29 protein-coding genes are annotated in these 26,257 nt (G+C 72.3%); 13 read left to right on the forward strand and 16 right to left on the reverse strand.

All coding sequences use genetic code 11. The annotated features are described in order from the left end of the window. Nucleotides 1-246 precede the first annotated feature (246 nt). Nucleotides 247-1,443 (reverse strand): GAF domain-containing SpoIIE family protein phosphatase, encoded by a 1,197-nt coding sequence (locus tag ACIQFY_RS10290; protein WP_326496505.1) that lies wholly within the window; start codon nucleotides 1,441-1,443, stop codon nucleotides 247-249. Between the two features lie 117 nt (nucleotides 1,444-1,560). Here ACIQFY_RS10290 and ACIQFY_RS10295 point away from each other — a divergent pair, with 117 nt between their 5' ends. Further along, a complete protein-coding gene (locus tag ACIQFY_RS10295) occupies nucleotides 1,561-1,881 on the forward strand; it encodes a hypothetical protein (protein WP_326496506.1) in 321 nt (106 codons plus the stop codon). Nucleotides 1,882-1,974: 93 nt separating this feature from the next. On the opposite strand, the gene lepB is transcribed toward ACIQFY_RS10295, so the two are convergent. Continuing rightward, complete coding sequence (lepB, locus tag ACIQFY_RS10300) at nucleotides 1,975-2,604, reverse strand: signal peptidase I (RefSeq protein WP_400339827.1); 630 nt, start codon at nucleotides 2,602-2,604, stop codon at nucleotides 1,975-1,977. Continuing rightward, nucleotides 2,601-3,125, reverse strand: coding sequence for a hypothetical protein (locus ACIQFY_RS10305; protein ID WP_209684029.1), 525 nt, complete (start codon nucleotides 3,123-3,125; stop codon nucleotides 2,601-2,603). Before ACIQFY_RS10305 ends, lepB begins: the two co-directional genes overlap by 4 nt. Nucleotides 3,126-3,234: 109 nt before the next feature. On the opposite strand from ACIQFY_RS10305, the gene ACIQFY_RS10310 reads away from it, so the two are divergent. Beyond that, on the forward strand, nucleotides 3,235-4,026 hold the full coding sequence (locus tag ACIQFY_RS10310; protein WP_400339829.1) for an SDR family oxidoreductase: 792 nt from the start codon (nucleotides 3,235-3,237) through the stop codon (nucleotides 4,024-4,026). A gap of 53 nt (nucleotides 4,027-4,079) precedes the next feature. Next, a complete protein-coding gene (locus tag ACIQFY_RS10315) occupies nucleotides 4,080-4,952 on the forward strand; it encodes a VOC family protein (RefSeq protein ID WP_400339831.1) in 873 nt (290 codons plus the stop codon). 129 nt (nucleotides 4,953-5,081) lie between these two features. Here the strand turns inward: ACIQFY_RS10315 and ACIQFY_RS10320 are convergent, their stop codons facing one another. From ACIQFY_RS10320 to ACIQFY_RS10340, 5 genes are all read right to left on the reverse strand, one after another. Continuing rightward, entirely contained in the window at nucleotides 5,082-6,182 is a 1,101-nt protein-coding gene (locus tag ACIQFY_RS10320) for a hypothetical protein (protein ID WP_400339833.1), read from the reverse strand. A 98-nt stretch (nucleotides 6,183-6,280) separates the two neighbouring features. After that, nucleotides 6,281-6,883, reverse strand: coding sequence for an ATP-binding cassette domain-containing protein (locus tag ACIQFY_RS10325; RefSeq protein WP_326496510.1), 603 nt, complete (start codon nucleotides 6,881-6,883; stop codon nucleotides 6,281-6,283). Further along, nucleotides 6,874-7,947, reverse strand: a complete 1,074-nt coding sequence (locus ACIQFY_RS10330; RefSeq protein WP_400339835.1) for a peptidoglycan-binding protein — start codon at nucleotides 7,945-7,947, stop codon at nucleotides 6,874-6,876. Before ACIQFY_RS10330 ends, ACIQFY_RS10325 begins: the two co-directional genes overlap by 10 nt. Then, a complete protein-coding gene (locus ACIQFY_RS10335; RefSeq protein WP_400339837.1) occupies nucleotides 7,932-8,438 on the reverse strand; it encodes a hypothetical protein in 507 nt (168 codons plus the stop codon). The genes ACIQFY_RS10330 and ACIQFY_RS10335 overlap by 16 nt, the downstream gene beginning before the upstream one ends. A gap of 120 nt (nucleotides 8,439-8,558) precedes the next feature. Beyond that, entirely contained in the window at nucleotides 8,559-8,837 is a 279-nt protein-coding gene (locus ACIQFY_RS10340; protein WP_326496513.1) for a hypothetical protein, read from the reverse strand. An 85-nt stretch (nucleotides 8,838-8,922) separates the two neighbouring features. Between ACIQFY_RS10340 and ACIQFY_RS10345 the strand changes: the two genes are divergently transcribed. After that, nucleotides 8,923-9,054: a hypothetical protein gene (locus tag ACIQFY_RS10345; protein WP_400339840.1), complete on the forward strand. Its 132-nt coding sequence runs from the start codon at nucleotides 8,923-8,925 to the stop codon at nucleotides 9,052-9,054. Nucleotides 9,055-9,188: 134 nt separating this feature from the next. After that, on the forward strand, nucleotides 9,189-9,755 hold the full coding sequence (locus ACIQFY_RS10350; protein WP_209684035.1) for a GNAT family N-acetyltransferase: 567 nt from the start codon (nucleotides 9,189-9,191) through the stop codon (nucleotides 9,753-9,755). A 72-nt stretch (nucleotides 9,756-9,827) separates the two neighbouring features. On the opposite strand, the gene ACIQFY_RS10355 is transcribed toward ACIQFY_RS10350, so the two are convergent. Both ACIQFY_RS10355 and ACIQFY_RS10360 read right to left on the reverse strand, forming a co-directional pair. Further along, nucleotides 9,828-11,351, reverse strand: coding sequence for a catalase (locus ACIQFY_RS10355; protein ID WP_271826246.1), 1,524 nt, complete (start codon nucleotides 11,349-11,351; stop codon nucleotides 9,828-9,830). A gap of 116 nt (nucleotides 11,352-11,467) precedes the next feature. Beyond that, complete coding sequence (locus ACIQFY_RS10360) at nucleotides 11,468-11,911, reverse strand: Fur family transcriptional regulator (protein WP_251155378.1); 444 nt, start codon at nucleotides 11,909-11,911, stop codon at nucleotides 11,468-11,470. Nucleotides 11,912-12,172: 261 nt separating this feature from the next. On the opposite strand from ACIQFY_RS10360, the gene ACIQFY_RS10365 reads away from it, so the two are divergent. After that, nucleotides 12,173-13,513: an acyltransferase gene (locus ACIQFY_RS10365; RefSeq protein WP_400339844.1), complete on the forward strand. Its 1,341-nt coding sequence runs from the start codon at nucleotides 12,173-12,175 to the stop codon at nucleotides 13,511-13,513. A 156-nt stretch (nucleotides 13,514-13,669) separates the two neighbouring features. After that, nucleotides 13,670-14,491 (forward strand): cytochrome c oxidase assembly protein, encoded by an 822-nt coding sequence (locus tag ACIQFY_RS10370; protein ID WP_326496515.1) that lies wholly within the window; start codon nucleotides 13,670-13,672, stop codon nucleotides 14,489-14,491. A 283-nt stretch (nucleotides 14,492-14,774) separates the two neighbouring features. Here the strand turns inward: ACIQFY_RS10370 and ACIQFY_RS10375 are convergent, their stop codons facing one another. Both ACIQFY_RS10375 and ACIQFY_RS10380 read right to left on the reverse strand, forming a co-directional pair. Then, complete coding sequence (locus ACIQFY_RS10375) at nucleotides 14,775-16,319, reverse strand: DHA2 family efflux MFS transporter permease subunit (RefSeq protein ID WP_144411226.1); 1,545 nt, start codon at nucleotides 16,317-16,319, stop codon at nucleotides 14,775-14,777. Further along, complete coding sequence (locus ACIQFY_RS10380; protein ID WP_400339847.1) at nucleotides 16,316-16,924, reverse strand: PadR family transcriptional regulator; 609 nt, start codon at nucleotides 16,922-16,924, stop codon at nucleotides 16,316-16,318. Before ACIQFY_RS10380 ends, ACIQFY_RS10375 begins: the two co-directional genes overlap by 4 nt. Nucleotides 16,925-17,070: 146 nt before the next feature. On the opposite strand from ACIQFY_RS10380, the gene purS reads away from it, so the two are divergent. Genes purS through ACIQFY_RS10400 form a run of 4 tightly spaced genes read left to right on the forward strand, consistent with a single transcriptional unit; the run spans nucleotide 17,071 to nucleotide 21,399 of the window. Further along, nucleotides 17,071-17,322, forward strand: coding sequence for a phosphoribosylformylglycinamidine synthase subunit PurS (gene purS / locus ACIQFY_RS10385; RefSeq protein ID WP_066652126.1), 252 nt, complete (start codon nucleotides 17,071-17,073; stop codon nucleotides 17,320-17,322). Between the two features lie 5 nt (nucleotides 17,323-17,327). Next, nucleotides 17,328-18,023, forward strand: a complete 696-nt coding sequence (purQ, locus tag ACIQFY_RS10390) for a phosphoribosylformylglycinamidine synthase subunit PurQ (protein ID WP_066657734.1) — start codon at nucleotides 17,328-17,330, stop codon at nucleotides 18,021-18,023. A gap of 47 nt (nucleotides 18,024-18,070) precedes the next feature. Continuing rightward, nucleotides 18,071-20,452 (forward strand): phosphoribosylformylglycinamidine synthase subunit PurL, encoded by a 2,382-nt coding sequence (gene purL / locus ACIQFY_RS10395; protein WP_400339850.1) that lies wholly within the window; start codon nucleotides 18,071-18,073, stop codon nucleotides 20,450-20,452. A gap of 26 nt (nucleotides 20,453-20,478) precedes the next feature. Further along, nucleotides 20,479-21,399 carry a 2-hydroxyacid dehydrogenase gene (locus ACIQFY_RS10400; RefSeq protein WP_400339853.1) on the forward strand — a complete coding sequence of 307 codons (921 nt, stop codon included), beginning with the start codon at nucleotides 20,479-20,481 and terminating at the stop codon, nucleotides 21,397-21,399. A 12-nt stretch (nucleotides 21,400-21,411) separates the two neighbouring features. Here the strand turns inward: ACIQFY_RS10400 and ACIQFY_RS10405 are convergent, their stop codons facing one another. The 3 genes from ACIQFY_RS10405 to ACIQFY_RS10415 are packed head-to-tail and all read right to left on the reverse strand — an operon-like array spanning nucleotide 21,412 to nucleotide 23,338. Next, nucleotides 21,412-21,852, reverse strand: a complete 441-nt coding sequence (locus ACIQFY_RS10405; protein ID WP_400339854.1) for a GNAT family N-acetyltransferase — start codon at nucleotides 21,850-21,852, stop codon at nucleotides 21,412-21,414. A 35-nt stretch (nucleotides 21,853-21,887) separates the two neighbouring features. After that, nucleotides 21,888-23,021, reverse strand: a complete 1,134-nt coding sequence (locus ACIQFY_RS10410) for a lactonase family protein (RefSeq protein ID WP_400339857.1) — start codon at nucleotides 23,019-23,021, stop codon at nucleotides 21,888-21,890. Continuing rightward, nucleotides 23,018-23,338, reverse strand: coding sequence for a chorismate mutase (locus ACIQFY_RS10415; protein WP_066652113.1), 321 nt, complete (start codon nucleotides 23,336-23,338; stop codon nucleotides 23,018-23,020). Before ACIQFY_RS10415 ends, ACIQFY_RS10410 begins: the two co-directional genes overlap by 4 nt. 88 nt (nucleotides 23,339-23,426) lie before the next feature. Here ACIQFY_RS10415 and ACIQFY_RS10420 point away from each other — a divergent pair, with 88 nt between their 5' ends. Further along, nucleotides 23,427-23,834: a DUF1304 domain-containing protein gene (locus ACIQFY_RS10420; RefSeq protein ID WP_200884129.1), complete on the forward strand. Its 408-nt coding sequence runs from the start codon at nucleotides 23,427-23,429 to the stop codon at nucleotides 23,832-23,834. A 326-nt stretch (nucleotides 23,835-24,160) separates the two neighbouring features. Here the strand turns inward: ACIQFY_RS10420 and ACIQFY_RS10425 are convergent, their stop codons facing one another. Further along, nucleotides 24,161-25,177 carry an iron-siderophore ABC transporter substrate-binding protein gene (locus ACIQFY_RS10425; RefSeq protein WP_066652111.1) on the reverse strand — a complete coding sequence of 339 codons (1,017 nt, stop codon included), beginning with the start codon at nucleotides 25,175-25,177 and terminating at the stop codon, nucleotides 24,161-24,163. 58 nt (nucleotides 25,178-25,235) lie between these two features. Between ACIQFY_RS10425 and ACIQFY_RS10430 the strand changes: the two genes are divergently transcribed. Next, the gene (locus ACIQFY_RS10430; protein ID WP_066652109.1) at nucleotides 25,236-26,102 is read left to right on the forward strand and encodes a shikimate dehydrogenase; all 867 of its coding nucleotides are present in this window, start codon (nucleotides 25,236-25,238) and stop codon (nucleotides 26,100-26,102) included. Nucleotides 26,103-26,257: the final 155 nt, after the last annotated feature.

Genomic DNA, 26,257 nt, shown 5'->3' on the forward strand with positions numbered 1-26,257 from the left:
GGCCCGGTGCGTCCCGTCCCGCCACGCGTCCGCCGATCACGGACCGCGCCCCGGCACGGACGTCGCGCCCTCGCACGGACGTCGCACCCCGCCGCAGCGGGGTGCGTCGTCCGCAGCGGGGCAGGACATGACCGGGTGACGGCGGGGAGGCGCGTGGCGGGGCCGCCGCGCGCCTCCCGTCCGACCACCCGACGACCGACGACCACGACCGCCGGTCGCTGGTCGCCGGTCGCCGGTCGCCGTGGCTCAGTCGCGGACGAGCACGACGACCGTCAGGTCGTCACCGGGGTCGTGCTCGAGCGCACGGGCGCGGACCCGACCCAGGAACGCGTCGATCTCGGGCTCCTCGCGCCACAGGGCCCCGAGCCGGGAAAGCGACTGCAGCGTCGAGTCCCAGAGTTCGAGCGCACCGTCGCTGACGAGCACGAGGACGTCACCCTGCTCGAGCACGAGCGACCCCGAGGACCGGGTGAGCCCGGCCGGGTGCAGGCCGATCGGCAGGTCGTTCGACAGGAGCGTCCGTTCACGGCCGTCCGCACGCATCTGCAGCACGAGGCCGTGCCCGGCGTCGACGAAGTCCATCCGTCCGCTGGCCGGATCGAGCCGGCCGTGGAACATGGTGGCGAACGACTCGGCACGGCCGAGGTCCGGCGCGACCTGCTCGTCCAGGGCGGCGATCGCCCGCCCGGGCTCCTCGTCCGGCCGTGCGAGGAGCGCTCCGCGGATCGTCGCCGCCAGCAGCCCGGCGGACATGCCCTTGCCCATCACGTCCGCGACCGTCAGGTGCAGGGCATCACCGGCGAGGTGCCACTCGTGCAGGTCGCCGGAGACCACCCCGTGCGGGACCGACATGCCGCCGATCCGGTACCCCGGCACCGTGACCGGCGTGGGCTGCAGCCCGGCGAGGACGTCCCGGAGGCGGTCCTCGTCCGCGCCGGCCGCGAGCTCGCGCTCCGCCCACACGCCGAGCTCCTCGAGCAGCGCCAGGTCGTCGGGCTCCAGCGTCCGGGGCTGCGGGTCGACCAGGCAGAGCGTGCCGACCTTGACGTGGTCGTCGCCGACGCGGAGCGGCACACCGGCGTAGAAGCGCACGTTGGGGTCCTCGACGACCATCGGCATGTCGGCGTACCTGTCGTCGGCGCGGGCATCCGGTACGACGATCGGACCGGCCTGGTCGAGCGTGCGGCCGCAGAACGTGTCCCGGAGCGGGATGGTCGGGCCGAACACGGCGTCGCTCTGCTGCGACTTGATGGTGAGGACCTCGGTGCCGGCGAGGTTGAGGAAGGAGCCCGAGACACCGAACGCCTCGCGGGCGATCCGCGTGATCCGCTCGAAGCGCTCCTCGGGCCCGCTGTCGACGACGTCGAGCGCGGCGACGAGGGCCGCGCGGCGGACGGCGTCGGGTGATGATCCGGCGGAGGTCGGTGAGGTCCCCTGGTGCATGCCCTCCACGGTACTGGTCCGTCGTGGGAGCGCCCCTCCCCAGAACGGTGGACCCGGGAGCGCGGGACCGGATCAGCCGCACACGCGCCCGTGTCGGACGCGCGTACCCTCGGCACGGTGATCCGTCGTGCTCCGCTCGTGCTCGCCCTCGGCGCTGCCGCCGCGCTCTCGCTGACCGGGTGCGGCGCGCACGACTCGACCGGGCAGATCTCGGTGACGGTGTCGTCGAACGCTGCGGATCGTCCCTACGAGGTGCAGGTCTTCGCCGCGACCGGCAAGCTGTCCGAGCACCAGCGGGTGTTCCCCGGAGGCACCGCGGACTTCGCCGGGGTCCCGCTCGGCGACGTCACGGTGCGGGCCGGCGACCTGTGCTCCGTCCGGACGACGGTGTCGGGCGACGACGTCACGCGGGTCACGCTCAGCACGACCGGCTGCTGACCGACCACCGCGACCGGACGACCCGGCTGCTGACCGGCCACCGCGTCCGGACGACCCGGCTCCAGGCCCGTCCACCGCGCTGCGCGGGGTCCCTCACCGCGGGTCTGGCACCGCGTCCCACTCCTCGCCGTACCGGCCGAGCACGCTCCACCGCGTGATCGGCCAGGTCACGACGAACGCCCGGCCCACGACGTCCGCCGTCGGCACCGTCCCGTGGATGCGCGAGTCGGCCGACTCGTACCGGTTGTCGCCCATCACCCAGATCCGCCCCGCGGGCACGGTGACGTCGAAGTCCTCCGCCGAGACACGGTCCACGTCGGACGGCCGGACCACGTACGGCTCGTCGACCGCGTGCCCGTTCACGGACAGCCGTCCCTCGGCATCGCAGCACGACACCCGGTCGCCCGGCAGCCCGATCACCCGCTTGATGAGGTCGTCGCCCTGCTCGCTGGTCAGCCAGTCGCCCGGGTCGCGGAAGACCACGACGTCGCCCCGGCGGAGCGGCGCGACGCCCGGTACGAGCTCGTTCACCAGCACGTTGTCGCCGATCAGCAGCGTGCGCTCCATCGAGCCGGACGGGATCGAGAACGCCCGCACCAGGTAGGCCTTCACCAGGAAGGACGCCAGCAGCGCGACGACCACGATGACCGCCAGGTCGCGGACGAAGCGCCACCCGGACCGTACCGGTCGTCCGGCACGGGACTCGTCGGTCTGCTCGCTCAATGCGTCACCACCACCTTCACCAGGCCGATCACGAAGGCCACCGCGGCGAGCACGATGCCACCCCAGAGCCCGAGGAACGTCGGACGCCGTCCGCTGAACCGCTGCAGGAACACCCCGACCATCCCGATGCGGACGACGAGGATGACGATCGCCGCGGTCTGCGCCCACTGCGCCGGCAGCCAGTCCGCCCACGCGACGGCGTAGAGCACCGCGGGGATGAGGCCGGAGGTCGCGATCGGGTTCGCGTCGCGCAGGATCGCCCCGATGGTCTCGCGGTGTTCGGCGTCGTCACCGGTGTCGCCGATGGTGTGCGCCACCAGGTGGGACAGCACGTGCGCCAGGTACGTCAGCACCGCCGTCGCGAGCACCGTGAGCACCGCTGCCCCGTGCTCGATCTGCTCCGGCCCCACCGCGATCGCGACCGCGAGCACGGTGATGTTGCCGTAGATGTACGACGACATGCGGTCGCGCAGACGGTCGACCGGGAAGGTCGCCAGGTCGGGTCGGCGGGAGGGCGGCATGCTCCCATCCTGGCCCTGCCGCGCCGCGCCGCGCCGACGGGATCCCGTGTGCGATGCCATCCTGGTCGGGCGACGCACCGACGCGTCGCCCGGACGGGAGGCACGACCCATGACCCACGGACCGCTCACCAGCAGACCGCTCGCCCTGGTGACGGGCGTCGGCCGCCGCGCCGGGATCGGTGCCGCGATCGCGACGCGGCTCGCCGCCGACGGTTGGGACCTCGCCCTCTCGTGGTGGGGGCCGTACGACGCGCGCGTGCACGGCGCGGCCGACCCCGACGGGGTGGACGCGGTGGTCGCGGAGGCCGAGCGTGCGGGGGCACGGGTGACGCGCCTCCCGGTCGACCTGGCCGACCCCGAGCAGGCGGCCGCGCTCGTCGGCCGCGCCGAGGCAGAGGCCGGCGCGCCGGTGACCGCCGTGGTGATGTCGCACTGCGAGTCGGTCGACTCGGACTTCGCGACCACGACGGTGGAGTCGTTCGACCGGCACCTGGCGGTGAACGTGCGCGCGCCGTTCCTCGTCGTGCAGGCGTACGCGCGGCGGCTCCGCGAGGGTGCGGCCGTACCGGAGGACCGCCGTCGCATCGTCGCGCTGACGAGCGACCACGTCGGGTTCAACCTGCCGTACGGCACGAGCAAGGGCGCACTGGACCGGTTGATCGTCGGGGCTGCCCTCGAGCTCGGCGATGTCCGGGTCAGTGCGAACCTGGTCAACCCGGGCCCGAACGACACCGGGTGGATGACCGACGAGATCCGCCGGGCCGCCGTCGCGCAGACTCCGCTCGGGCGCCCGTCGATGCCGACCGACACCGCGGCGCTCGTCGGGTTCCTGCTCGGGCCGGACGGCGGGTGGGTGAACGGCCAGCTGCTGAAGACCGACGGCGGGTTCAGCGCGAAGTAGCCCGTGGTCGCGGTTTGGTTGACGCGTCAACCATTCCGGCGCACACTGGGGGCATGCACACGCAGGACCTGCTCGCAGCCGACACCGGGATGGGCGCCGTCACGCTCCGCGTGGCCGACCTCGACACGATGGTCGCCTACTACCGCGACGGCGTCGGCCTGACGGTGCTGACGAACGCGGGCGGGACCGCCGTGCTCGGCCGTGGCGCGACGCCGATCGTGGTGCTCGAGCACGCCCCCGCGATGCGGCACGCGTCCCCGCACGAGGCCGGGCTCTTCCACACCGCGATCCTGTTCGACACGCAGGCCGACCTGGCGGCAGCGCTGTACTCCGTCGCGACGAAGTACCCGCGGACCTTCACGGGCAGCGCCGACCATCTGGTCAGCAACGCGTTCTACTTCCAGGACCCCGAGGGCAACGGCGTCGAGCTGTACTGGGACCGCGACCGCACCGAGTGGTCGTGGACGCACGGGATGGTCGACATGGCGACCATCTACGTCGACCCGAACGCCTTCGTGCAGGAACACCTGACCTCCTCGGCGCTCGAAGCGGCCAGCACGCGCCCCGGCCGGGTCGGCCACGTGCACCTGTCCGTGGGCGACGTCGCCACCGCGAAGGCGTTCTACGTCGACCGGCTCGGCTTCGCGACGACCGCGGCGATGGGCGACCAGGCGCTGTTCGTCAGCGCGGGCGGGTACCACCACCACATGGCGATGAACACGTGGAACTCCCGCGGGGCCGGGCGCCGGCAGCAGGCACTCGGGCTCGGGCTCGTGCGGATCGAGGTCCCGGGTGCGGACGACCTCGGCGCACTCGTGTCCCGCATGCACGACACCGGGGTGCAGACCGCGGACGACGGTCGGACCGTGGCGTTCGAGGACCCGTGGGCGAACCGCATCGAGGTGACCGCGCCCGGTCGCGGCTGAGCGGGCTCGTCCCGCCGCCCTGCCCCATTCCTGGGCGCGAGACTCGGCCCTCCGGACATGTTCGCGGGTCGGTCGCCGCGAATGTGTCCGCAGCGACGAGTCTCGAGACATCCGGCACGGCGCCGCGGCTCACCGGGATCGGAAGTACCGGTGCAGCGCTCGATCCCGGACGCTGGCGACACCGACGATCCCTCCGCAGACCGCGCCGACCACCGCGAGACCGCTGAGCGCTGCCGCGTGCAGGACCACGGGGGCGGCATCACCGATCGACAGCCCCCGGACGAGCACGACGGCGAGGGCGGTCGCGACCGACCCGGCCACGACGCCCCACATCAGGTGCTGGACCGCGGCGCTCACCGCCTGGGCACCGACGCCCACGCCCACGTGTCGATCCGAAGCGACGACCAGGCGGCGGCGACGAGCTGCGGCCACTCCGACGGTCAGTCCGACACCGAGGGCAGCGGTCTCCGCCGACCCGGCCGGCAGCTGCGCCGTCGCTTCGAAGGTCGCACCAGACCGCGGGTTCAGCTGTCCGAGCGTCGGTCTGGTGCCCTCCGCCCCGGCGGTCCCAGCGGTCCCGGCGAACCCGGCGGTCCCGGGCAGCAGTGTCCGACGGAGCGCCGCGCTCGCGGAGTCGTCGGCCGGCCACACCGTCGCCCAGCACGCGTCGAACGGCCGACCGTCATCCGGCGCGGGAGCGAGCACTGCCCACTCGAGATCCGGGTCGCGCCCGTCATCAGGGTAGGAGTAGATGCCGGCGACCGGGACACTGCCCTGCGGGACCGGGAGGTCGTCGCCTGCCGCCTTCCCGAGCGCGCTCGCCACATCCGGGGCGAGGAGGACGCCCGGGCCGCCGAGCCGACCTTCGACGCCGAGGACGGTCGGGAAGCCCGTCGTCGTCTCGTGGAGTGGGATCGCCGTTCCCGGCAACGAGCTGACGAGCAGCCCGTCTGCGACCCGACGCACCGCACCGGCCGCGACGACGCGAGGGTCCTGCGTGAGTGCCTGGCACGCTCGACCGTCGATCCGCCCGGCCGCCGTGAACACCTGCGTCGCGGCGCCCGACGACAGGAAGCGCGCGGCACCCCGGACGTCCTGCACCGTCGCTCGGGCGGTGGCGCCGACGACCCCGCACAGGAGCAGGGCGAGGACCACCGCGCACGTCAGCGCTCCGGCGGCCCCCGTGCAGACGTCGCGCCGGGCTTCACGGAACACCTCGACCGGGCGCATGCCATCGCGACGACCACCCGGGCCGTGACGGGGGTGATGCGGAGGGCCGACGACCGGACGACGACGTCGGCGCCACAGGGGCACTCGGAGCTGTCGGGTCACCGGAACCGCGCCAGGTCGAGCACAGCCGGGCAGGCTGCTCTCGTCGCGTCGTCGTGGGTGGCGACGACGACGGTCGTCCCCGCAGCGGCGAGCGCCGCCACGGCATCGTTGACCTCGTCGGCGGTCCGGCGGTCGAGTTGCGCCGTCGGTTCGTCCACGAGCATGAGCGTCGGTTCTGCGGCGACCGCGCGAGCGAGCATGAGCCGTTGCGCCTCACCACCGGAGAGCTGGCCGAAGGGTGCAGCGGCACGAGCGCTGAGTGCGAACGTGTCGAGGATCTCGATGGCGCGTTCTTCTGCCGCCCGACGGGTGGCCCCGCGCGCGAGGACGGGGAGCGTGACGTGGTCGAGCGCGGTCCGGTGGGACACGCCGTGCGGGTTCTGGAACACCCAGACCACCCGCGCACGGTCCGGCAGTCCGACGGCACCCGCCGACGGGGTCGTCATCCCGGCGAGGATGCCGAGCAGGGTCGACTTCCCAGACCCACTCGGTCCCACCAGCGCGGTCACCGAGCCGTCGGCGAACGTCCAGTCGACGTCACGGAAGAGCTCGGTGCCGGACGACCACCCGTGGCCGACACCGGAGAGCGTCACCGGCACGGACGTTCTCCGTCCGGTTCGCTCCGGACACGTGTGAGGCGTTCGCCGGACGGGAGGCGGACGAACGACTGCCCGAGCTCGGAGCCCACGACCTCGACGAGCGTCGGAGCACCGGGAACCGGTCGGACACACGCACTGCCGTCCCTGATGTCCCACAGGGACGACGGCGGGACGACCAGGACGCGGAGCGGCTCGGCGAGGGTCCACGTCGCCGGGACGCTCGGTGCCCCGTCCGTCGACGCGAGGACGGCGGCGTACTCCGGCTGGGTCCGGAGCGCTTCGAGTGCGGCCGGGTCCGACACGAGACCACGCTCGTCCACCGGGACGACAGCCTGCCCCACGCGCACCCGCCGGGCACCGGGCACCGCGTCCACCGGGAGCTGCTCGAGGCGAGCACTGCGGAGCGCTGCCGGCAGGGTCGCCAGGACTCCCTCGGGGCCGATGGTCGCGCCGACGACCGCATCGCAAGCGGTGACGGACACCTCGGGCGCCGGGATCCACGCGAACACCGCGCGCTCGATCACGTCGTCGGGCACGGCGGTGGCCCGCGCGGAGCCCTGCGCGACGAGGAGCTCGCGCACCGCTCGGATGGTCCCGGGCCCGACGACGCCGTCCACGGTGATGCGGCTCCCGAGCCTGGCGAGCTCCTGTTGCAACCCTCGGACGTCGTCACCCCGATCCCCCTCCGACAGGTCCCGGTAGAGGGGCGTACTCGATGCGAGTGCGAGCACGGGCACCTCGTCGATGCGGACGACCTCGGTGCCGCTCCGGAGTGTCCCCCCGGCCGTGCACGTCGAGCTGGTCACCACTCCGGTACGTGCGGTGACGAGGGCACCCGGCGCTCCGGTGTCGAGCACGAGCTGCACCTGCCGCTCGTCGGGATCGGTGCGCTCGGTCACCGCGACCGAGCGCACCGGCTCCGGCGTCGACAACGAAGCCGGTGGGCCGACAGGGAGTGCGACGACGACGCCGACCGCCGCTCCGGCAGCCACGAGCAGGCTGGCCAGACCGATCGCGGGGGCGGCGATCCGGTCGCGCACACGGCCGGTCACCCGTTCCGCCACAGCCCGATCGGGTCCAGTGTGCACTGCTGCGCCCGTTCGTCGAACTCGGGGAACGAGAACGATCCGGCGTCGTACTCGTCGCGCCACTTCCGCTCGGAGTAGTCAGCACCGACGAGCCCGGCCTTGCGCAGACAGACGACGGTGATCGCCGCTTCGTCCTGCTTGTGCGGGTTGCGCCGGGTCTCCTCGAACAGCATCGTCACGAACTGGTCGTAGTGCTCCTCGCAGGACTCCAGCACGCCGTTCGCCCGCGGCATGTCGTCGCTGGGTGAACCACCGCCGACCCGCCCCAGCTCGAACCCGCCGTCCGGGCCGTAGGCGATGGTGTAGCCCGAATCCGACAAGCAGCGGCCCATCTGCTCGTGCGCGTCCTCGACCTCGGCCGTCGTGACCCTGCCGTCGGCCAGGATCTTCGTCTCGTAGCCGGAGACGCCGTGGTCGAGCGCAGCGCGGAAGTCGTCGGCCCACGGCCCCGCATTCGCCAGTGACACGTCACCAGCCGCCGTGGAGGGTCGTGACGGTCCGTCCGCGTCGCAGCCACTGAGGAGCACCGAGACCAGGACCGCACCCACGGAGACGGCTGCGACGTGGCCGTACCCCCGGAGCACGGACTACCTCGCCGTCATGCCGTAGGACACCACGTTCGCCCAGCAGGCACTCTGCTGCGACCACTTCTTCTTCCCCACCCACGGTCCGTACCGGGCGTCGGCGTTCCTGATCGCATCCCAGTGCCGAGCCGAACCGCAGGTGTTGTTCTTCCCCTTCCAGGTGCTCACCGAGCCGTAGCACGAGGCCGCCTCGGCCCCGGGCGCCGAACCCGCGTCGAGCGCGATCCCTGCACTGATGACCATCCCGACGATCGCAGCGCCGAGGACGAACTTCACGGACATCTCTCTCCCTCACACCGGAAACCCCTCCCGGTGATGTACAACGTATGAGCGGACAGATGATCGGCGCAAGCTCGGCGCGCCGGGTGTGGACGACCTCGGTGCACTCGCGTCCCGGATGCACGACACCGGGGTGCAGACCGCGGACGACGGTCGGACCGTGGCGTTCGAGAACCCGTGGGCGAACCGCATCGAGGTGACGGCACCCGGTCGCGGCTGAGCGGCTCGCGCGCGGGCGGTCTGCGCCGAGGCTCGGCTCCGCGGACACGTTCGTGGTCGAGCACACGCGAACATGTCCGCCCGGCCGAGCCTCGGGCCGCACCGATGCGCAGGCGGACCCGGCAGGATGGACGCGTGAGCGAAGACATCCGGTGGGAGGTGGTCGAGGAGAGCGCACTGTCGCTCCCCGACCACGAGGCGATCGCAGCGATGCTCGGGCAGGCGTTCCCGAGCTGGTCGCACTGGTACGTGGGCGGCCGCGACTACGCCGGCATGCAGCCCGAGCGCCGCGTCGTCGGCTGGGGCGAGGACGGCACGGTGCTCGCGCACGTCGGGATCCGTCGGATGTTCGTCACGGTCGGCGGGCAGGACGTCCTGGTCGGCGACACCGGCATCGTCGCCGTCTCGCCGAGGCTGCAGGGCAGCGGGGTCGGCCGCGAGCTCCTCGTCCGCACCCGCGCCGTCCTCGAGGGACTCCGCGTGCCCTACGGCTTCCTCGGCGCCGGCGAGGACCGCATCCCCTTCTACGCGCACATGGGCTGGCACGAGGTGGACGGCGCCGTCGGCACGTTCTCGGCGTTCACGGCCGACGGGGTCGGCGTGAACGAGACCGAGCAGGGCGGCTGGATGGTCCTACCGGTCGAGGCGCAGCTGGAGGACTGGCCGACGGGCGAGATCATGCTCAACGGCCAGCAGGTCTGACACAGCCACGACGACGGACGGGAGGCCCGGTACCAGCTGGTACCGGGCCTCCCGTCCGTCAGGTGGTGGCGACTACGCCTCGACCGCGACCTTCTCCGGGTCCTCGTTCGAACCGGGCGCGCTCGGCGCGACCGCGGCGCGCACGCGCGCACCCAGGTCGGCGTCGACGCTGGTCCAGTAGGCGAACACACGCTCGCGCAGGTCGTCGCGCGTCACCTTCGAGACGTGGCCGGCGATGTTGCCGACCAGGCGCTCACGCGCGGCGTCGTCGAGGACCTCGCGGTAGAGCGTGCCGGCCTGGCCGAAGTCGTCGTCCTCCGCGTGCAGCGTCGCAGCGGAGCGCTGCAGCGCGCCGTCGGACTCCCAGCCCGGGACGTCGTCCGTCGCGGTCGGGTCGGCGTGCGCGCCGCCCTGGGTGTTCGGCGCGTACACCGGCACCTCCGCCTTCTGGAAGTCGAAGCGCATGGCGCCGTCCTTCGAGTACGAGTGGACCTCGTTCTTCGGGGCGTTCACCGGCAGCTGCGCGTGGTTCGTGCCGACGCGGTAGCGCTGGGCGTCCGCGTAGCTGAAGATGCGCGCGAGGAGCATCTTGTCGGGGCTCGCCGCGATGCCGGGGACGAAGTTCGACGGCGCGAACGCGGCCTGCTCGATCTGCGCGAAGTAGTTCTCCGGGTTGCGGTTCAGCTCCATCGTGCCGACCTCGATGAGCGGGTAGTCCGCGTGCGGCCACACCTTCGTCAGGTCGAACGGGTTGAAGCGGTAGCCCTCGGCGTCCGCGTACGGCATGACCTGCACCTTGAGGACCCACTTCGGGAAGTCCTGGCGCTCGATCGCCTCGTAGAGGTCGCGGATGTGGAAGTCGGCGTCCTCACCGGCGATGCGGTCGGCGTCCTCCTGCGTCAGGGTCTTGTGGCCCTGCTGCGTCTCGAAGTGGTACTTCACCCAGAAGCGCTCGCCCTCGGCGTTGATCCACTGGTAGGTGTGCGAGCTGAAGCCGTCCATGTGGCGCCACGACGACGGCAGGCCGCGGTCGCCCATGAGCCACGTGACCTGGTGAGCCGACTCCGGCGAGAGGGTCCAGAAGTCCCACTGCATGTCGTGGTTGCGGAGGTGGCTGCCCGGCAGGCGCTTCTGCGAGCGGATGAAGTCGGGGAACTTGATGCCGTCGCGGATGAAGAACACCGGGGTGTTGTTGCCGACGAGGTCGTAGTTGCCCTCTTCGGTGTAGAACTTCAGCGCGAAGCCGCGGGGGTCGCGCCAGGTGTCCGGGGAGCCCTGCTCACCGGCGACGGACGAGAAGCGGGCGAGCATCTCGGTCTGCTTGCCCGGCTGCAGGAACGCGGCACGGGTGTACTGCGACACGTCGTGCGTGACGGTGAAGGTACCGAACGCACCGCCGCCCTTCGCGTGGACGACGCGCTCCGGGACGCGCTCGCGGTTGAACTGGGCGAGCTTCTCGACCAGGTAGTGGTCGTGCAGGGCGAGGGGGCCGTCGGCGCCGACACCCATGGAGTGCTGGTCGCTCGAGACCGGGGCGCCGCTGTTGGTCGTGGTGGTGGGGGTGCCGGCGGGGCCGGTCGTGTTCTGGTCGGACACGGTTCCTCCTCAGGTGGAACGGTTGGTTCGGTCAGGATGGTTCGGGTTGCTCGTGGGGCGCGTCACGTCGGTGTCGCGCCGGGCGGTCTCGTCCGACTCCGGACGTCCCGGCCGTGTCAGGCCGTGACGACCTGGGCGTCGTCGCGTTCCGCCGCTGCGCAGCGTTCGCAGATGCCCCAGTACGTGACCTCGGCCGTCGTGACGGCGAAGCCGTGCGTCTCCGACGGCGTGAGGCAGGGGGCGTGGCCGACCGCGCAGTCGACGTCCTCGACCGCGCCGCACATCGTGCAGACGATGTGGTGGTGGTTGTCCCCGGTGCGCCGCTCGTACCGCGCCGGACTGCCGGCGGGTTCGATGCGCCGGACGAGTCCTGCGCCGGTCAGGGCGCCCAGCACCCCGTAGACGGCCTGGTGGCTCGTCGTCGGCAGCTCGGCCGAGACCGCGGTGAGGATGTCGTCCGCGGTGGCGTGCGGCATCGCTCCCGAGGCACGCAGGACGGCCAGCCGGGGCGTCGTCACCCGCAGGCCGGCAGCCCGGAGCAGGTCGGCGTCGGCGTCCATCAGCTTCTTTCTCTTGCATCGGTCAAGACAAGCTCCACCGTACACGGTCGTGGGCTCGGAGCCCAGGGTGGCGGCGTGCTGCGCGTGTCGGCGCGTCATCCGGCCGTGCCCGTCCGCAGCGGCGGCGTAAGCCCCCCCACGGCGATTCCGCGCGCCGCTCTCGGGAGGATGCATGCCGCTGCTGGCATGCGATGTGTCACGATCCGGTCGCGATCCGCTGGGACGATGCTGATCCAGCCGGTCGGGCGCTAGCGTCACGGCATGTCCACGAAGCAGGGGCCTTCGTCGCGGATCGACTCCGTGCCGGCCAGCAGCGCTCAGGACGTCCGGGGGATCATCGCGCAGCGGGACCTGGTCGTCGACCTCATCAGGACGGCGTGCGTCGTCCTCGTCGTCGTCGTGCACGTCACGATGGTCGGCGTGGCGGTGTCGGCCGACGGCATCGGTGTCACGAGCCCGCTGCAGGAGGCGGCCTGGTACGTCCCCGCGACGTGGGCGGGCCAGGTGATGCCGCTGTTCTTCGCCGTCGGCGGGTTCGCGAGCGCGGTCGGGTGGCGCAGCACGCTCGCTCGGGGCGGCGGCGCGCGGGACTTCGTGGCGACGCGACTCGTGCGGCTCTACCGCCCGGCGGTGCCGCTGTTCGTGGTGCTGGCACTCGGCCTGGGGATCGCGACGGCCCTCGGCACCCCCGCGGAGCTGCTCGCCGAGGTCGCGTTCGGCATCGGCTCGCCGCTCTGGTTCCTCGCCGCGTACGGCATCACGCAGTGCTGCGTGCCGGTGATGGCACGCCTGCACGCGCGGGCGCCGTTCCGCACGCTCGGTGTCCTGCTGGTCCTCGCGACGGCCGTCGACACCCTCCGCTTCGCGACCGGCACCGCCGAGGTCGGACTCCTCAACCTCGGCCCGGTGTGGCTCTTCGCGCAGCAGCTCGGGTTCCTCTGGGCAGACGGCTGGTTCGCCCGCCGCTCGAGGCTGCTGCTCGCGGCGGTCGCGCTGGCCGGGTACGCCCTCCTCGTCCCGCTGACGAGCGTCGGGCTCTGGGCGCCGGACATGCTGCAGGACCTCAACCCGCCGATTCTGCCGCTGGCGGTGCTCGCGGTGTCGCAGGTCTGCCTCGTGCAGCTCGTGCACCGACCGCTCACCCGACTGATGCAGACCCGGGCGGCGCAGGCGACCGTGTTCGTGCTCGGTCGTGACGGCATGGCGATCTACCTCTGGCACCTGCCGCTGTACATCGCCCTGAACGGCGTCGCGCTGCTGCTCGCCGTCCCGTTCCCCGACCCGGGCTCGGTGCCGTGGTGGGCGACGCGGCCGATCGCACTCGTCGTCGTGCTGGCCGCGGCGATCGGTGTGGCCAGGGCGCTGCGCCGGTGGGACCGCCCGCTCCCCCGACTGCAGCCGGGGACCGATCGGGCGGGGTGGCCCGTGGTGACCGTCGCAGCGCTGTGCACGATCGGTCCGGCGTTCGTCGTGATGCAGTGGCACCTGTCCTTCGGCGTCGCGGTCCTCGGCGCGGTCGCCGTGCCGGTCGGGGTGTGGTTGCTCGGCCGGACCCGGCCCGCCCGAACAGCCTCGGCAGCCGTGGGACCAGTGGGCACCTGAGCCGATCCTCACCGCCGCTGCGGATCGGCCCGGCTGCGGCGGGGTCCGACGGGCGGAGGATGACGGAGCCGGCTCGTCCGGCCCGACACCAGGAGGCACCCCACGCCCGAACCCGCCGAGTTCTGGAGCACCTGGCACGTCGATCCCCTGGCCGCGGTGCTGCTGGCGGTCGCCGCGGTGACCTACGGCTGGTGGCTCGTCGGCGCTCGACGCCGTGGGGCCCGGTGGTCCGCCTGGCGCACCGCGTCGTTCCTGGCCGCGCTGCTGCTCTTCGCCGTGCTGCAGTTCGGCATCGTCGGGCGGTACGACCAGGAGCTCCGGTGGGCGTTCACGCTCCGGCTCGCCCTGTTGTTCTTCGCGGTGCCGACCTTCGCCGCCCTGGCTGCTCCCGTGTCCCTGCTGCGCCTGGGCGGACCCGCGCACTGGTCCGCCGTCGCCGACCGCGTGGTGCACTCACGGCCGATCCGGGTGCTCGGCAACGCGATCGTCGCCCCCGTGGTCGGGCTGGTGCTCTTCGCGGTGCTGCTCACCCCGCTGTCGGCGGTCGTGCGTGAGTCGAGCGTGTGGGCCGCGCTCGTCACCGTGTCGGTGCCGGTGCTCGGCTTCACGGTGCTCGGGCCGCTGTCCGAGCCGGGGGTCCTCCGGAGTTCGACGTTCGTGACGGTCGAGTTCCTGCTCGCCTTCGTGGAGCTGCTGCTCGACGCGGTCCCCGGCATCGTGCTGCGGGTGTCGAACCACGTGCTCGACGGGTCGTTCGTGCACGCCGTGGGGCAGCCGTGGTTCCCTTCCCCGCTGCGCGACCAGCACCTGGCGGGTGACCTGCTCTGGTTCATCGCCGAGGTCGCCGACGTCCCGGTGCTCGTGATGCTGTTCGTGCGGTGGCAGCGGACGGACCGCCGCGAGGCACGTTCCGTGGACGCCCTGTCCGACGAGGAGATGGCCGAGCTGACCCGGGCGCACCTGCAGCGGCGGGGGTGAGCGGGGCCCGAGGGGGGTCTGCGGCGTGCCGGCGGTGCGGGTCGGCTGCGTGCGGCCCGCTGCGTGCTGAGCGTGGCGAGTGAGCGGCGTGGTCGTGCGACAGTTCCGCTGTCGTACGACGACGATCCTGTCGCGCCGGTCCCCACCGGACGACGTTCTTCCGCTCATGACGGCAAGAACGGCAAAACCGCTGTCGTACGACAGCGGTTTTGTCGTTCTCCAACGGCGCGCACCACCCGACCCCAGCCGCGCGCGCGACGACCCCAGCCGCCGTGCCGCAGCGTCAGCGCGCTGCGGCCTCGGGCTCCGCCGCACCGGGCTGCGTCTCGACCGCGCCGGTCTGCTTCCACGCCGTCGTCTGCTTCGGCTTCGCCAGGAACAGCGCCGCGACGATGGCCGCCACGAGCACCACGGCCGGCAGCACGAGCGACTGCCCCATCGCCGTGGCGAACGGCTGCTGCAGGAACTCCGGCAGCGCGCCGACCTGCTGCTCCGCACCGCCCGAGCCCGTGCCCGACCCGGACGGGAAGTTCGCCGTGATGCGCGCCTCGATCAGCGCCGCGATGCCGGCCGAACCGAGCACCGCGCCGATCTGCCGCGTGGTGTTGTAGACGCCCGACCCGGCACCCGCGAGCGCCGGCGGCAGGTTGCGCGTCGCCGAGACCGAGAGCGGGCCCCACATGCAGGCGTTCGCGAGCCCGAGGAGCGCGCTCGGGAGCAGCGTCCAGCCCCAGCCGGCACCCGACCACAGCAGGGCGCCGAACCAGAACAGCCCGCCGGAGAAGCACGCGAGGCCGAACGAGCCGACCCACCGCGGGTTCCACTTGTTGAGGTTCTTGCCGACGAGCGGTGCGAGCGCGGCGGACAGGACGGCCTGCGGCACGAGCAGCAGCGCGGCCTGGGTCGGCGAGAAGCGCAGGACGTCCTGTGCCCAGAGCATGATCGGCAGCGCGAACGACGAGATCGCGACGCCGACGGCCGTGATGGCGATGTTGGCGAGCGTGAAGTTGCGGTCCTTGAACAGGCCGAGCGGCAGCAGCGGCTCGCCCTTCTGCACGCCCTGCCACACCACGAAGGCGGCGAGCACGACGATGCCGGTGATGATCAGCGACCAGACCGAGATCGGGCCCGTGATGGTGCCCCAGTCGTAGGTCTCGCCCTCCTGGATGCCGAAGACGAGCAGGAACATGCCGGCGGCGCTGAGCACGATGCCCAGGTAGTCGAAGCGGTGTCCGTGCCGCTCGAAGCGGGGGACGAAGCGCTGCGCGAGCACGAACGCGACGACGCCGACGGGGACGTTCACGAAGAAGATCCACTCCCAGCCGAGGCCGTCGACGAGCAGCCCGCCGACGATCGGGCCGACGAGCGATGCGACGCCGGCGACGGCGCCCCACAGGCCCATGGCCGCACCGCGGTTCTGCGGCGGGAAGATGCGCGTGATGACCGCCATCGTCTGCGGGGTCATCATCGCGGCGCCGAGGCCCTGCACGACGCGGGCGAGGATGAGCACCTCGATCGACCCGGCGAGGCCGCACCACAGGCTCGCGAGGGTGAACACCACGAGACCCGCCTGGTACAGCACCTTCGGGCCGAACCGGTCGCCGAGGCGCCCGGTGATGAGCAGCGGCACCGCGTACGCGAGCAGGTAGGCGCTCGTCACCCAGATGACCGCGTTGATGTCGGCGTCGAGCGCCTGCGCGATCGTGGGCGTCGCGACCGACACGATGGTCGAGTCGACGAGGATCATGAAGAAGCCGACGACGAGTGCCCAGAGCGCGGGCCACGGCTTCTTCCCGTGCTGCAGGTCGGCGGACGTGGTGGAGGTCATCGAGTGGTGTCCTGGTCCTTCTGTGGTGCTGGGTCGGGGACGGCGGGGCCGTCCCAGGGGATGTCGCCGCTCGCGATCCGGTCGGCGGTGGCGGTGAGCCACTCGATCTGCGCGGTGAGCATGCCACGCACGTACGACACGTCGAGCCAGTAGCGCTCGGCGAGCTGCTTGGCCTGGAGGCCCGTGGCGGCTTCGTCGTACCCGGCACGTTCCGCGCGGAGCGCGGCAGCGCGTACGCGCATCGCGGTCACCGCGTCGGTCGCGGTCAGGTTGTCGACGTGGGACACCGCGAGCTGGAACTCGGGGTACTCGTCGGCGGGCTCCGCGATCATGCGCCGGAGTCCGGCGTCGAGCTCCGCGCGGCCGTGGTCGGTGATGGCGTAGGTGGTGCGCTCGGGCCGGTTGCCCTCGCGCGCGGTCCCGAGTGCCTCGGCGTACCCGAGGTCCACGAGGCGTCCGATCTGGTGGTACAGCGTGCTCGGCCGGACCTTGACGTTCTGGTCCTCGTGCCGGTGGAGCATCGTCTGGAACATCTCGTACGGGTGCATGGGCGCCTCGGCGAGCAGGCCGAGCGCGGCGAACGCGAGGGGCGTGAGCGACGCCATCCGTGCCTCCAGACCGTGTTCGCGAGCGATTATTCGACTTGGAACATACGCCTTGGACGACTTCTCCACAAGCGGCCCGGCGCGGCGCGCGGGGCCCGTAGACTGATGCCGTCCCACCCAACCCACCCAAGCGCTGGAGTGAACACGTGCCAACCATCGTCGTCGAGGTCATGCCCAAGGCAGAGATCCTCGACCCCCAGGGCAAGGCGGTGGGCAACGCCCTCGCCCGTCTCGGCAAGGCCGACCTGACCGACGTCCGCATCGGCAAGCGCTTCGAGATCGCCGTCGACGGCCCGGTCGACGACGCGAAGCTGGCCGAGGTCCGCGACATCGCGGCCGACGTCTTCTCGAACGCCGTGATCGAGGACGTCGTCTCCGTCACCGTGCAGGACGCGTGACGCGGATGCGCATCGGCGTCATCACGTTCCCGGGCTCGCTCGACGACCGCGACGCCCAGCGCGCGGTCCGCCTCGCAGGAGCCGACCCCGTCGCGCTCTGGCACGGCGACCACGACCTGCAGGGGGTCGACGCGATCGTGCTCCCCGGTGGGTTCTCGTACGGCGACTACCTGCGTGCGGGCGCCATCGCGGCGAAGGCCCCGATCATGGCCGAGGTCATCGACGCCGCGGGCAAGGGCATGCCCGTGCTCGGCATCTGCAACGGGTTCCAGATGCTCGCCGAGGCCCGCCTCGTGCCCGGCGCCCACACCCGCAACGCGCACCAGCAGTTCATCCGCCGCGACCAGAAGCTCCGCGTCGAGACCGCCGGCACCGCCTGGACCTCCGGGTTCAGCGCCGGGCAGGAGATCACGATCCCGCTGAAGAACGCCGACGGCCGGTTCGTCGCCGACGCCGACGAGATCAAGCGCATCGAGGACAACGGCCAGGTCGTGTTCCGCTACGTCGGGGTGAACCCGAACGGGTCGATCGACGACATCGCGGGCGTCTCGAACGAGCGCGGCAACGTCGTCGGGCTCATGCCGCACCCCGAGCACGCGACGGAGCCCGGGTTCGGCCCGGACACCCCCGCGGCGATGGCCTCCGGCACGGACGGCCTCACCTTCTTCACCTCCGTGATCGAGTCGACGCTCGTCAAGTGACGACGACTCCGACGAACACGACTCCAGTGACAGGGAACGACAACACCGTGACGACCCACGTTCGCCCGAAGCCCGACACCGTCCAGGACGCCGCCGCCACCCCCGACAAGGAGCAGCCGTACGAGGCACTCGGGCTCAAGGCCGACGAGTACGCGAAGATCCGCGAGATCCTCGGCCGCCGCCCCACCTCGGGCGAGCTCGCCATGTACTCGGTGATGTGGTCCGAGCACTGCTCGTACAAGTCGTCGAAGAACTACCTCCGTCAGTTCGGCAAGAAGGTCACGCCGGAGATGACGAAGAACCTGATGGTCGGCATGGGCGAGAACGCCGGTGTCGTCGACGTGGGCAACGGTTGGGCGGTGACCTTCAAGGTCGAGTCGCACAACCACCCGTCGTACGTCGAGCCCTACCAGGGCGCCGCGACCGGCGTCGGTGGCATCGTCCGCGACATCATCTCGATGGGCGCGCGCCCGGTCGCCGTGATGGACCAGCTGCGCTTCGGTGCGATCGACCACGAGGACACGGCGCGCGTCGTGCACGGCGTCGTCGGCGGCATCTCGTTCTACGGCAACTGCCTCGGCCTGCCGAACATCGGCGGCGAGACCTACTTCGACCCGGTGTACCAGGGCAACCCGCTCGTCAACGCGCTCGCGGTCGGTGTCCTGCGGCACGAGGACCTGCACCTGGCGAACGCCTCCGGTGCCGGCAACAAGGTCGTGCTCTTCGGTGCCCGCACGGGTGGCGACGGCATCGGCGGCGCGTCGATCCTGGCGTCCGACACCTTCACCGAGGGCGGCCCGACCAAGCGCCCGGCGGTGCAGGTCGGCGACCCCTTCGCCGAGAAGGTCCTCATCGAGTGCTGCCTCGAGCTGTTCCGCGAGGAACTGGTCGAGGGCATCCAGGACCTCGGTGCCGCTGGCATCTCCTGCGCGACGAGCGAGCTCGCCTCGAACGGCGACGGTGGCATGCACATCTCGCTCGACGACGTCCTGCTGCGCGACCCCACGCTCACGGCCGAGGAGATCCTCATGTCCGAGAGCCAGGAGCGCATGATGGCGGTCGTCCGCCCGGACAAGCTCGACGCGTTCCTCGCGGTCGTCGGCAAGTGGGAGGTCGAGACGAGCGTCCTGGGCGAGGTCACCGGCACCGGCCGTCTCGTCATCGACTGGCAGGGCCAGGAGATCGTGAACGTCGACCCGCGCACGGTCGCCGTCGACGGTCCGGTGTACGACCGCCCGGTCGCCTACCCGTCGTGGATCGATGCGCTGCAGGCCGACACCGCCGCCTCGCTCGAGCGTCCGACCGACGGTCCGGCCCTCAAGGCGCAGTTCCTGCAGCTGCTCGGCTCGCCGAACCTCGCGTCGAAGAACTGGGTGACGAACCAGTACGACACCTACGTGCTCGGCAACACCGCGCTGTCCTTCCCCGACGACGGCGGCATGATCCGCGTCGACGAGGAGACGGGGCTCGGCGTCACCGTCGCGACCGACGCCAACGGCCGCTACTGCCAGCTCGACCCGAAGCAGGGCGCGCGCCTGGCGCTGGCCGAGGCGTACCGGAACGTCGCCGTCACCGGCGCCGTCCCCGCCGCGGTCACCGACTGCCTGAACTTCGGCTCGCCGGAGAACCCCGAGGTCATGTGGCAGTTCTCCGAGGCCGTCGAGGGCCTGGCTGACGGCTGCATGGAACTCGGGATCCCGGTCACCGGCGGCAACGTGTCGTTCTACAACCAGACCGGCACGACCCCGATCCACCCGACGCCCGTCGTCGGTGTGCTCGGCATCATCGACGACGTCGCCCTGCGCGTGCCCTCGGGCTGGCAGGACGACGGCCACAACGTGTACCTGCTCGGCACGACGAGCCTCGAGCTCGACGGCTCGGCGTGGGCCGGCACCGTCCACGGGCACCTCGGTGGCCGCCCGCCGGCGGTGGACCTCGACCGCGAGAAGGCCCTGGCGGACCTGCTGCACGCGGCATCGGGCGAGCAGCTGCTCACGAGCGCCCACGACCTGGCGGACGGCGGCCTCGGCCAGTCCCTCGCCGAGTCGGTCCTGCGCTTCGGGATCGGCGCACGCGTGGTGCTCGACGAGCTCGAGGAGCGCGACGGCGTCGACACGGCGACCGCGCTGTTCTCGGAGTCGACGGGTCGCGTCATCGTGACCGTGCGCCGCGAGGACGACGTGCGGTTCCGCGGGCTGTGCGAGGGTCGCGGGTTCCCGGTGCTGCGCATCGGTGTGACGGACGCCTCGTCCGGCACGCTCGAGGTGCAGGGCGCGTTCGAGGCGCCGATCGACGAGCTGCGGGGCACGCACGGCGCGACGCTGCCGGCGCGCTTCGGCGACGTGATCGTCGAGGACGTCACCGAGGGCTACGTCGGGCGCGGGCCGCTCGACGACCACGGTTCGTTCTCGCCGCGCACCGACAGCTGACGGCGACCCAGGAGCACCGCGACCGCATGCCGATCGTCACCCTGCCCTTCGTCGAGCTCGTCGACCGGTTCGGCCCCGTGCCGGACGGCGTCGAGCTCGACGTGTGGGACGTCGAAGGCCCGTACGACCGCCCCGAGGACGTCGCGCTCACGCTGCTGCCGTTCTACTTCGCGGGTCGTCACCGGTGGCAGTTCGTGCACGACCTGCCGAACCTGCGACTCCTGCAGCTGCCGAGCGCCGGGTACGAGCACGCGCTGCCGCACGCCCCGGCACACGCGCAGGTCGCGAACGGCCGCGGCATCCACGACGACGAGACGGCCGAGCTCGCGGTCGGTCTGGCGCTGACCTCGCTCCGCGAGATCCACACGTTCCAGGCCGACCGCGCCGCAGGGGTGTGGGACGTCCGCACCACCCGATCGCTCGCCGATCGTCGGGTCACGGTGGTCGGCCACGGGGCGATCGGCGCTGCGATCGCCGCGCGGTTCGAGGCGATGCGGTGCGACGTCACCGTCGTGGCGCGCACTGCACGGGAGCAGGACGGTCGGCACGTGCACGCGTTCGGGGAGCTCCCGGAGCTCGCGGCCCGGACGGACGTCCTCGTGCTCATCACCCCGCTCACCGACGAGACCGAACACCTCGTCGACCGAGACCTGCTCGCTGCGCTGCCCGACGGAGCCCTCGTGGTGAACGTCGCCCGCGGGCGGGTCGTCGACACCGATGCCCTGGTCGCGGAGCTCCAGCGCGGACGGCTGTCGGCAGCGCTCGACGTGACCGACCCGGAGCCGCTCCCGGCCGGGCACCCGCTCTGGACGACGCCGAACACGGTGCTGACGCCCCACGTCGGTGGGAACACGGACCTCAGTGTGCCGCGGACCCTCGAGCTCGTGCGACGCCAGGTGTCCGCGCTGGCAGCGGGCCGGCCCTTCGCCAACGTCGTCCACGGCTGACGCCCGGCTCCCTCAGCGCAGCGGCAGCGCCATCCCGAGGCTCGGCGCGACGTCCTCGAACCCGAGCGAGCGGTAGAGCCGCTGACCGGGCGGGTCCCCGACGAGCGTGATGTACGCACCTTCCGGTGCGCGGGAGCGGATGTCCGCCACGAGCCACTCGACGACGACCCTCCCGAGCCCCCGGCGCTGGTGGCCCGGATCAGTGGCGATGTCGGCGATGTGGAAGTACCACCCGCCGTCGCCGATCGTGCGGCCCATGGCGACGGGGACCCCGTCGCTGTCGACGACGTGCACGGCCGACCAGCTCCCCGCGATCGCCCCGGCACCCTGCGCAGCGTCCTTCGGCGACAGACCGGAGTCCCGCCGCAGGCGCAGGTAGTCGTTCAGCGGCGGCGGCCCGACCACCAGGCGGTACCCGTCGGCGAGCACGCCCGACGCACCGGCCCCGGCCACGGGCACCCCAGCGCCAGCACCATCCCCGACCCCGGTCACGACCGGGCCGGCACCGGCACGATGCACGCGGGCGACCCGACGGCGATCTGCGCCACGGCCTCACCCGGCACCCCGTCCGACCCCACGGGCAGCACGGCGATCGCGTCGGACATCTGGTTGGCCACCAGCAGGTACCCGGGCACCTGCGCGAAGTGCCGCGGCCAGACGCCACCGCACGACGCCGACCCGACGACGGTCAGCCCGTCGTCCGCGGTGTCGAGCACCACGATCAGGTCCCGACCTCGGACCGCGACGACGACCCGTCCGGCCTGGTCGACCTCGACGTGGCTGAGGAGCGACTCCCCCACCTCGCCGTCGAACGCCGCCGCCGAGGCGATCGGCCGCAGCGTCCCGGAGTCGTCGCGGCGTAGGCGGTACACACGTCCGTCGAGCTCACCCGCGACGACGAGGTCCGCGTCCGCGTCGGCCCCGGCCCCGAGCCACGCCATGTGTCGCGGCCCGACCCCGGGCCCGAGGTGGTGCACGCGCACGAGATCGGTCGCGGGGTCAGCCGTCACCCGGAACTCGTGGAGTGCGTCGCCGCCGAGGTCCGCGACGAGCACCGTGCCGTCGGGCGTCGCGATCGACTGGTGGGCGTGCGGCCCCTCCTGCCGGTCCTCGACGGGCCCCTCGACGTCGGGGAGCACGCCGGTGACGAGCGCCGACTCGGGGACGACGACCCGGTCCGCGCTGCCGTGGGTCCCGACGACGCCGTCGCTCGCGGTCACCGAGGCGGCGTGTGATTCTGCGGCCTCGAGCGACACCGCGGTCACGGTGCCGGAGACGTAGTTCGTGACGACGAGCGCGCCGGAGGGGTCGACCCGCACGTGGCAGGGTGCGTCACCACCGGCGTCGGCATCCCAGCGGTGCTCGAGCGCACCGCCGGCGTACCGGAAGGCAGAGACGCGACCGTCCGCGGTCTCGGACACGGCGTAGACCTGGTCGCCGGAGAGCGCGAGGAACGAGGGGTCGTCCATCACGGCGACGGTGGAGGCGGTGGTCCCGTGCACGACCGAGATGCCGGTCGCGTTCCCACCGCCCGTCGCCGTGTACGACCCGACGAGCAGGTGCAGGTCGGCGAGATCCTGCGGGAAGCCGTCGGCCGGGATCCCGGCAGCAGGCCCGCTCACCGCTCGCCGCCGGCGATGCGCTCGTGGTGGTGGATGACCTCGGCGACGATGAAGTTCAGGAACTTCTCCGCGAAGGCGGGGTCGAGGTGCGACTCGGCGGCCAGCTGTCGGAGCCGCGCGACCTGCACCTGCTCCCGGCCCGGGTCGGCGGCCGGCATGCCCGCCTCGGCCTTCAGGTAACCAACCCGCTGGGTGTACTTGAAGCGCTCGGCGAGCATGTGGATCACGGCGGCGTCGATGTTGTCGATGCTCTGCCGGATGCTCGCCAGCTCGGCGACCGCATCGTCGTGGACGGGTGTGGACTCGTCGGCACTCATGGCCGCAGCCTACCGGCGGGCCTCCGCCGAGCGGGCTGGTGTGACGAGCGGACACGAGCACTGCTCCGGGGCTGCGAGAATGGAGGCCATGTCGGTCCTGCTCGTGATCTCGGGCGTGTGTGCGGTCCTCGCGGGCCTCGTGCACGTGTACATCTTCTTCCTCGAGTCCGTCGCATGGACGAGTCCTCGCGTGCGCCGCGTGTTCGGCATCGCCTCGGAGTCCGAGGCGCAGGCCACCCGCTCCCTCGCGTTCAACCAGGGCTTCTACAACCTGTTCCTCGCGATCGGCGCGATCCTCGGCGTCGTGCTGGTCGTCACCGGCAGCGGTGCGACGGGGTGGACCCTCGTGGTGTTCTCGAGCGCGAGCATGCTCGGTGCCGCGGTCGTCCTGGCCGGCACGGGTCGCCGGTACCTGAACTCGGCGTTCGTGCAGGGCTCGCTGCCGCTCATCGCCCTGCTCTTCGCCTTCATCGGCTCCACCTTCACCGCCGCGTAGCCCCGCCGCCGCCTCCCGAAGCGCGGCGTTCGAGCCCATCACGCGCGCGATCGGAGACCGATCCGCGCAAGGGAAGCAGGAAGGACCTGCCTCCCACGCGCGGAACAGCCCCCGACGAGCGGAACGGCCGCCCACGCGCGGAACGGCACCAGGCACCGGACGGGAGGCGCGGTGCCGGCCGCGCCGCGCCTCCCGTCCGGCGTCCGCGCACCATCCGTCACGGCCGGTCACCACGCCCCCGCATGCAGCGAGAGACGCACGCAACGGGAGACGCCGGGTCGCGACTCGCGACCCGGCGTCTCCCGTACTCCCCCTGTGGCTGTCGGTCAGCCGACCTTCTTCGCGAACTCGTCCGGCAGCCGGTCGAGCGCCCACTCGATGGCGGCGGTGGTGCCGAGCGAGAAGGCGTTCGACACGTCCGCGTCGTCGACGACGATGGAGTGCCCGGCCTCGACCGACGGCACCTTCTGGAACAGCGGGTCGGACTCGGCTTTCGACGCGTCGACGTAGATCGGCAGGACGACGGTCAGGTCGGCGTCGAGCAGGTCGAGGTTCTCCTCGGACAGGCTCACCGAGAACGCGTCGCCGGCCTGCTGGTCGACGGCCTTCGGGATGGTGAAGCCGAGCTGCTGCATGAAGGTGGAGCGGCTGTCCTTCGAGGCGTACGCGCCGAAGCCGTCCGCCGTGTACGAACCGACGACGGCGGTCTTGCCGTCGAACTCGGGGTGCGCCTTCCGCGCCGCCGCGTACGCGTCGTCGAGGTCCGTCAGCAGCTTCTTGCCCTCGGACTCCTTGCCGAGTGCACGCGACACGAGGTCGACCTGCTGCTCGGTGGTGGTGAGGTAGTTCGCGCCGCCCTTCGGCACCGCGACGGTCGGCGCGATCGCCGAGAGCTTCGCGTAGCGGTCCTTGTCGCCCGAGCTCTTCGTGTCGAGGATGAGGTCCGGCTTGAGCTTGAGGATCTGCTCGTAGCTGGGCTCGAGCGTCTGGATGATCGTCGGCTTCTTCGTGTACGCGTCCTTGAGCCACGGCCCGACGCCGTCGCCACCGAAGGCGAGCCAGTCGCTGGCGCCGACGGGCTGCACGCCGAGCTCGAGCGCCGTCTCCGCGTCTCCCCAGCCGAGGGCGACGACGCGCTTCGGCTGCGAGGGGATCTCGGTCGTGCCGAGTGCGGTCTGGATCGAGACGGGGAACGCGCCGCCCGAGCCCGAGGCGCCGTCGGACGCGGCGGGCGACGAGGAGCCGGAGGTGCACCCGGCGAGGACGAGGGACGCGGCGACGACGGCACCGGCGGCCGCGAGCACGCGGCGGACGCGGCGCGCTGAGGGGGAGGTTCGGATCACACAGGTAAGGCTACCCTAAGCACCCCAGTCGAGGGCGCTGAGCGGCTAGGCTCCGGACGTGGAGTTCACCGACCCCGACCGGACCCGGCTGGCCGTGCTGGGCTCCCCCATCGCGCACTCGCTCTCCCCCACGCTGCACGCGGCGGCCTACGACGTGCTCGGGCTGCCGTTCACGTACGGGAGGCACGAGGTCGCCTCCGGTGGGCTCGACGCGTTCGTCGCGGGGCTGGGTCCCGACTGGCGCGGGCTCAGCCTGACCATGCCGCTCAAGCGGGACGTGCTGCCGATGCTCGACCGCACCACCCCGCTCGTCGACGAGCTCGGGGTGGCGAACACGGTGGCGTTCCGGCAGGAGGGCGACCGCGTGGTCCTGGCGGGCGCGAACACCGACGTCGAGGGCATCGTCCGACCGGTGGAGGCACTCGGGCACCTGCCGGGCGAGGCCACGATCGTCGGCGGTGGGGCCACTGCGGCGAGCGCCCTCGCGGCGGCGGTGCGGCTCGGCGCGGTCGACGTGCGGCTCTTCCTCCGCGACACCGCGAAGGCCGGCTCCCTCGTGGACCTGGCGGTGCGCCTCGGGGTGACGCTCGAGGTGCTGCCGATCGACTCGCTGCCGGGGACGCGGCACGGGTTCCTCGTGTCGACGCTGCCCGGCGGCGCGGCCGACCCGCTCGAGCTGCTGCCCTCCGGGCCGGACGCGGTGCTGTTCGACGTCGCCTACGAGCCCTGGCCGACCGCCGCGGCCGGACGCTGGGCCGCTGCCGGGGGCCGGGTGCTCAACGGGCTCGACATGCTGACGGAGCAGGCGATCGGGCAGATCCGGTTCTTCGTGTCCGGCGACGACACCGAGCTGCTGCCGGACGAGGCCGCGGTCCGACGGGCGATGCGGCTCGCGGTCGGGCTGCCGGCGACCATCACCGCCTGACCGTCAGCGCTCAGGCACCACCGCTCAGGCGACCACCCCGTCGACGGTGAACCACGGTTCAGGCGACCACCCCGTCGACGGTGAACCACGGTTCAGGCGACCACCCCGTCGACGGTGAACCACGGTTCAGGCGACCACCCCGTCGACGGTGAACC

Origin of the sequence: Curtobacterium sp. NPDC092190, from assembly GCF_044755625.1 — a bacterium.
In the GTDB taxonomy this organism is placed as follows: Bacteria; Actinomycetota; Actinomycetes; order Actinomycetales; family Microbacteriaceae; genus Curtobacterium.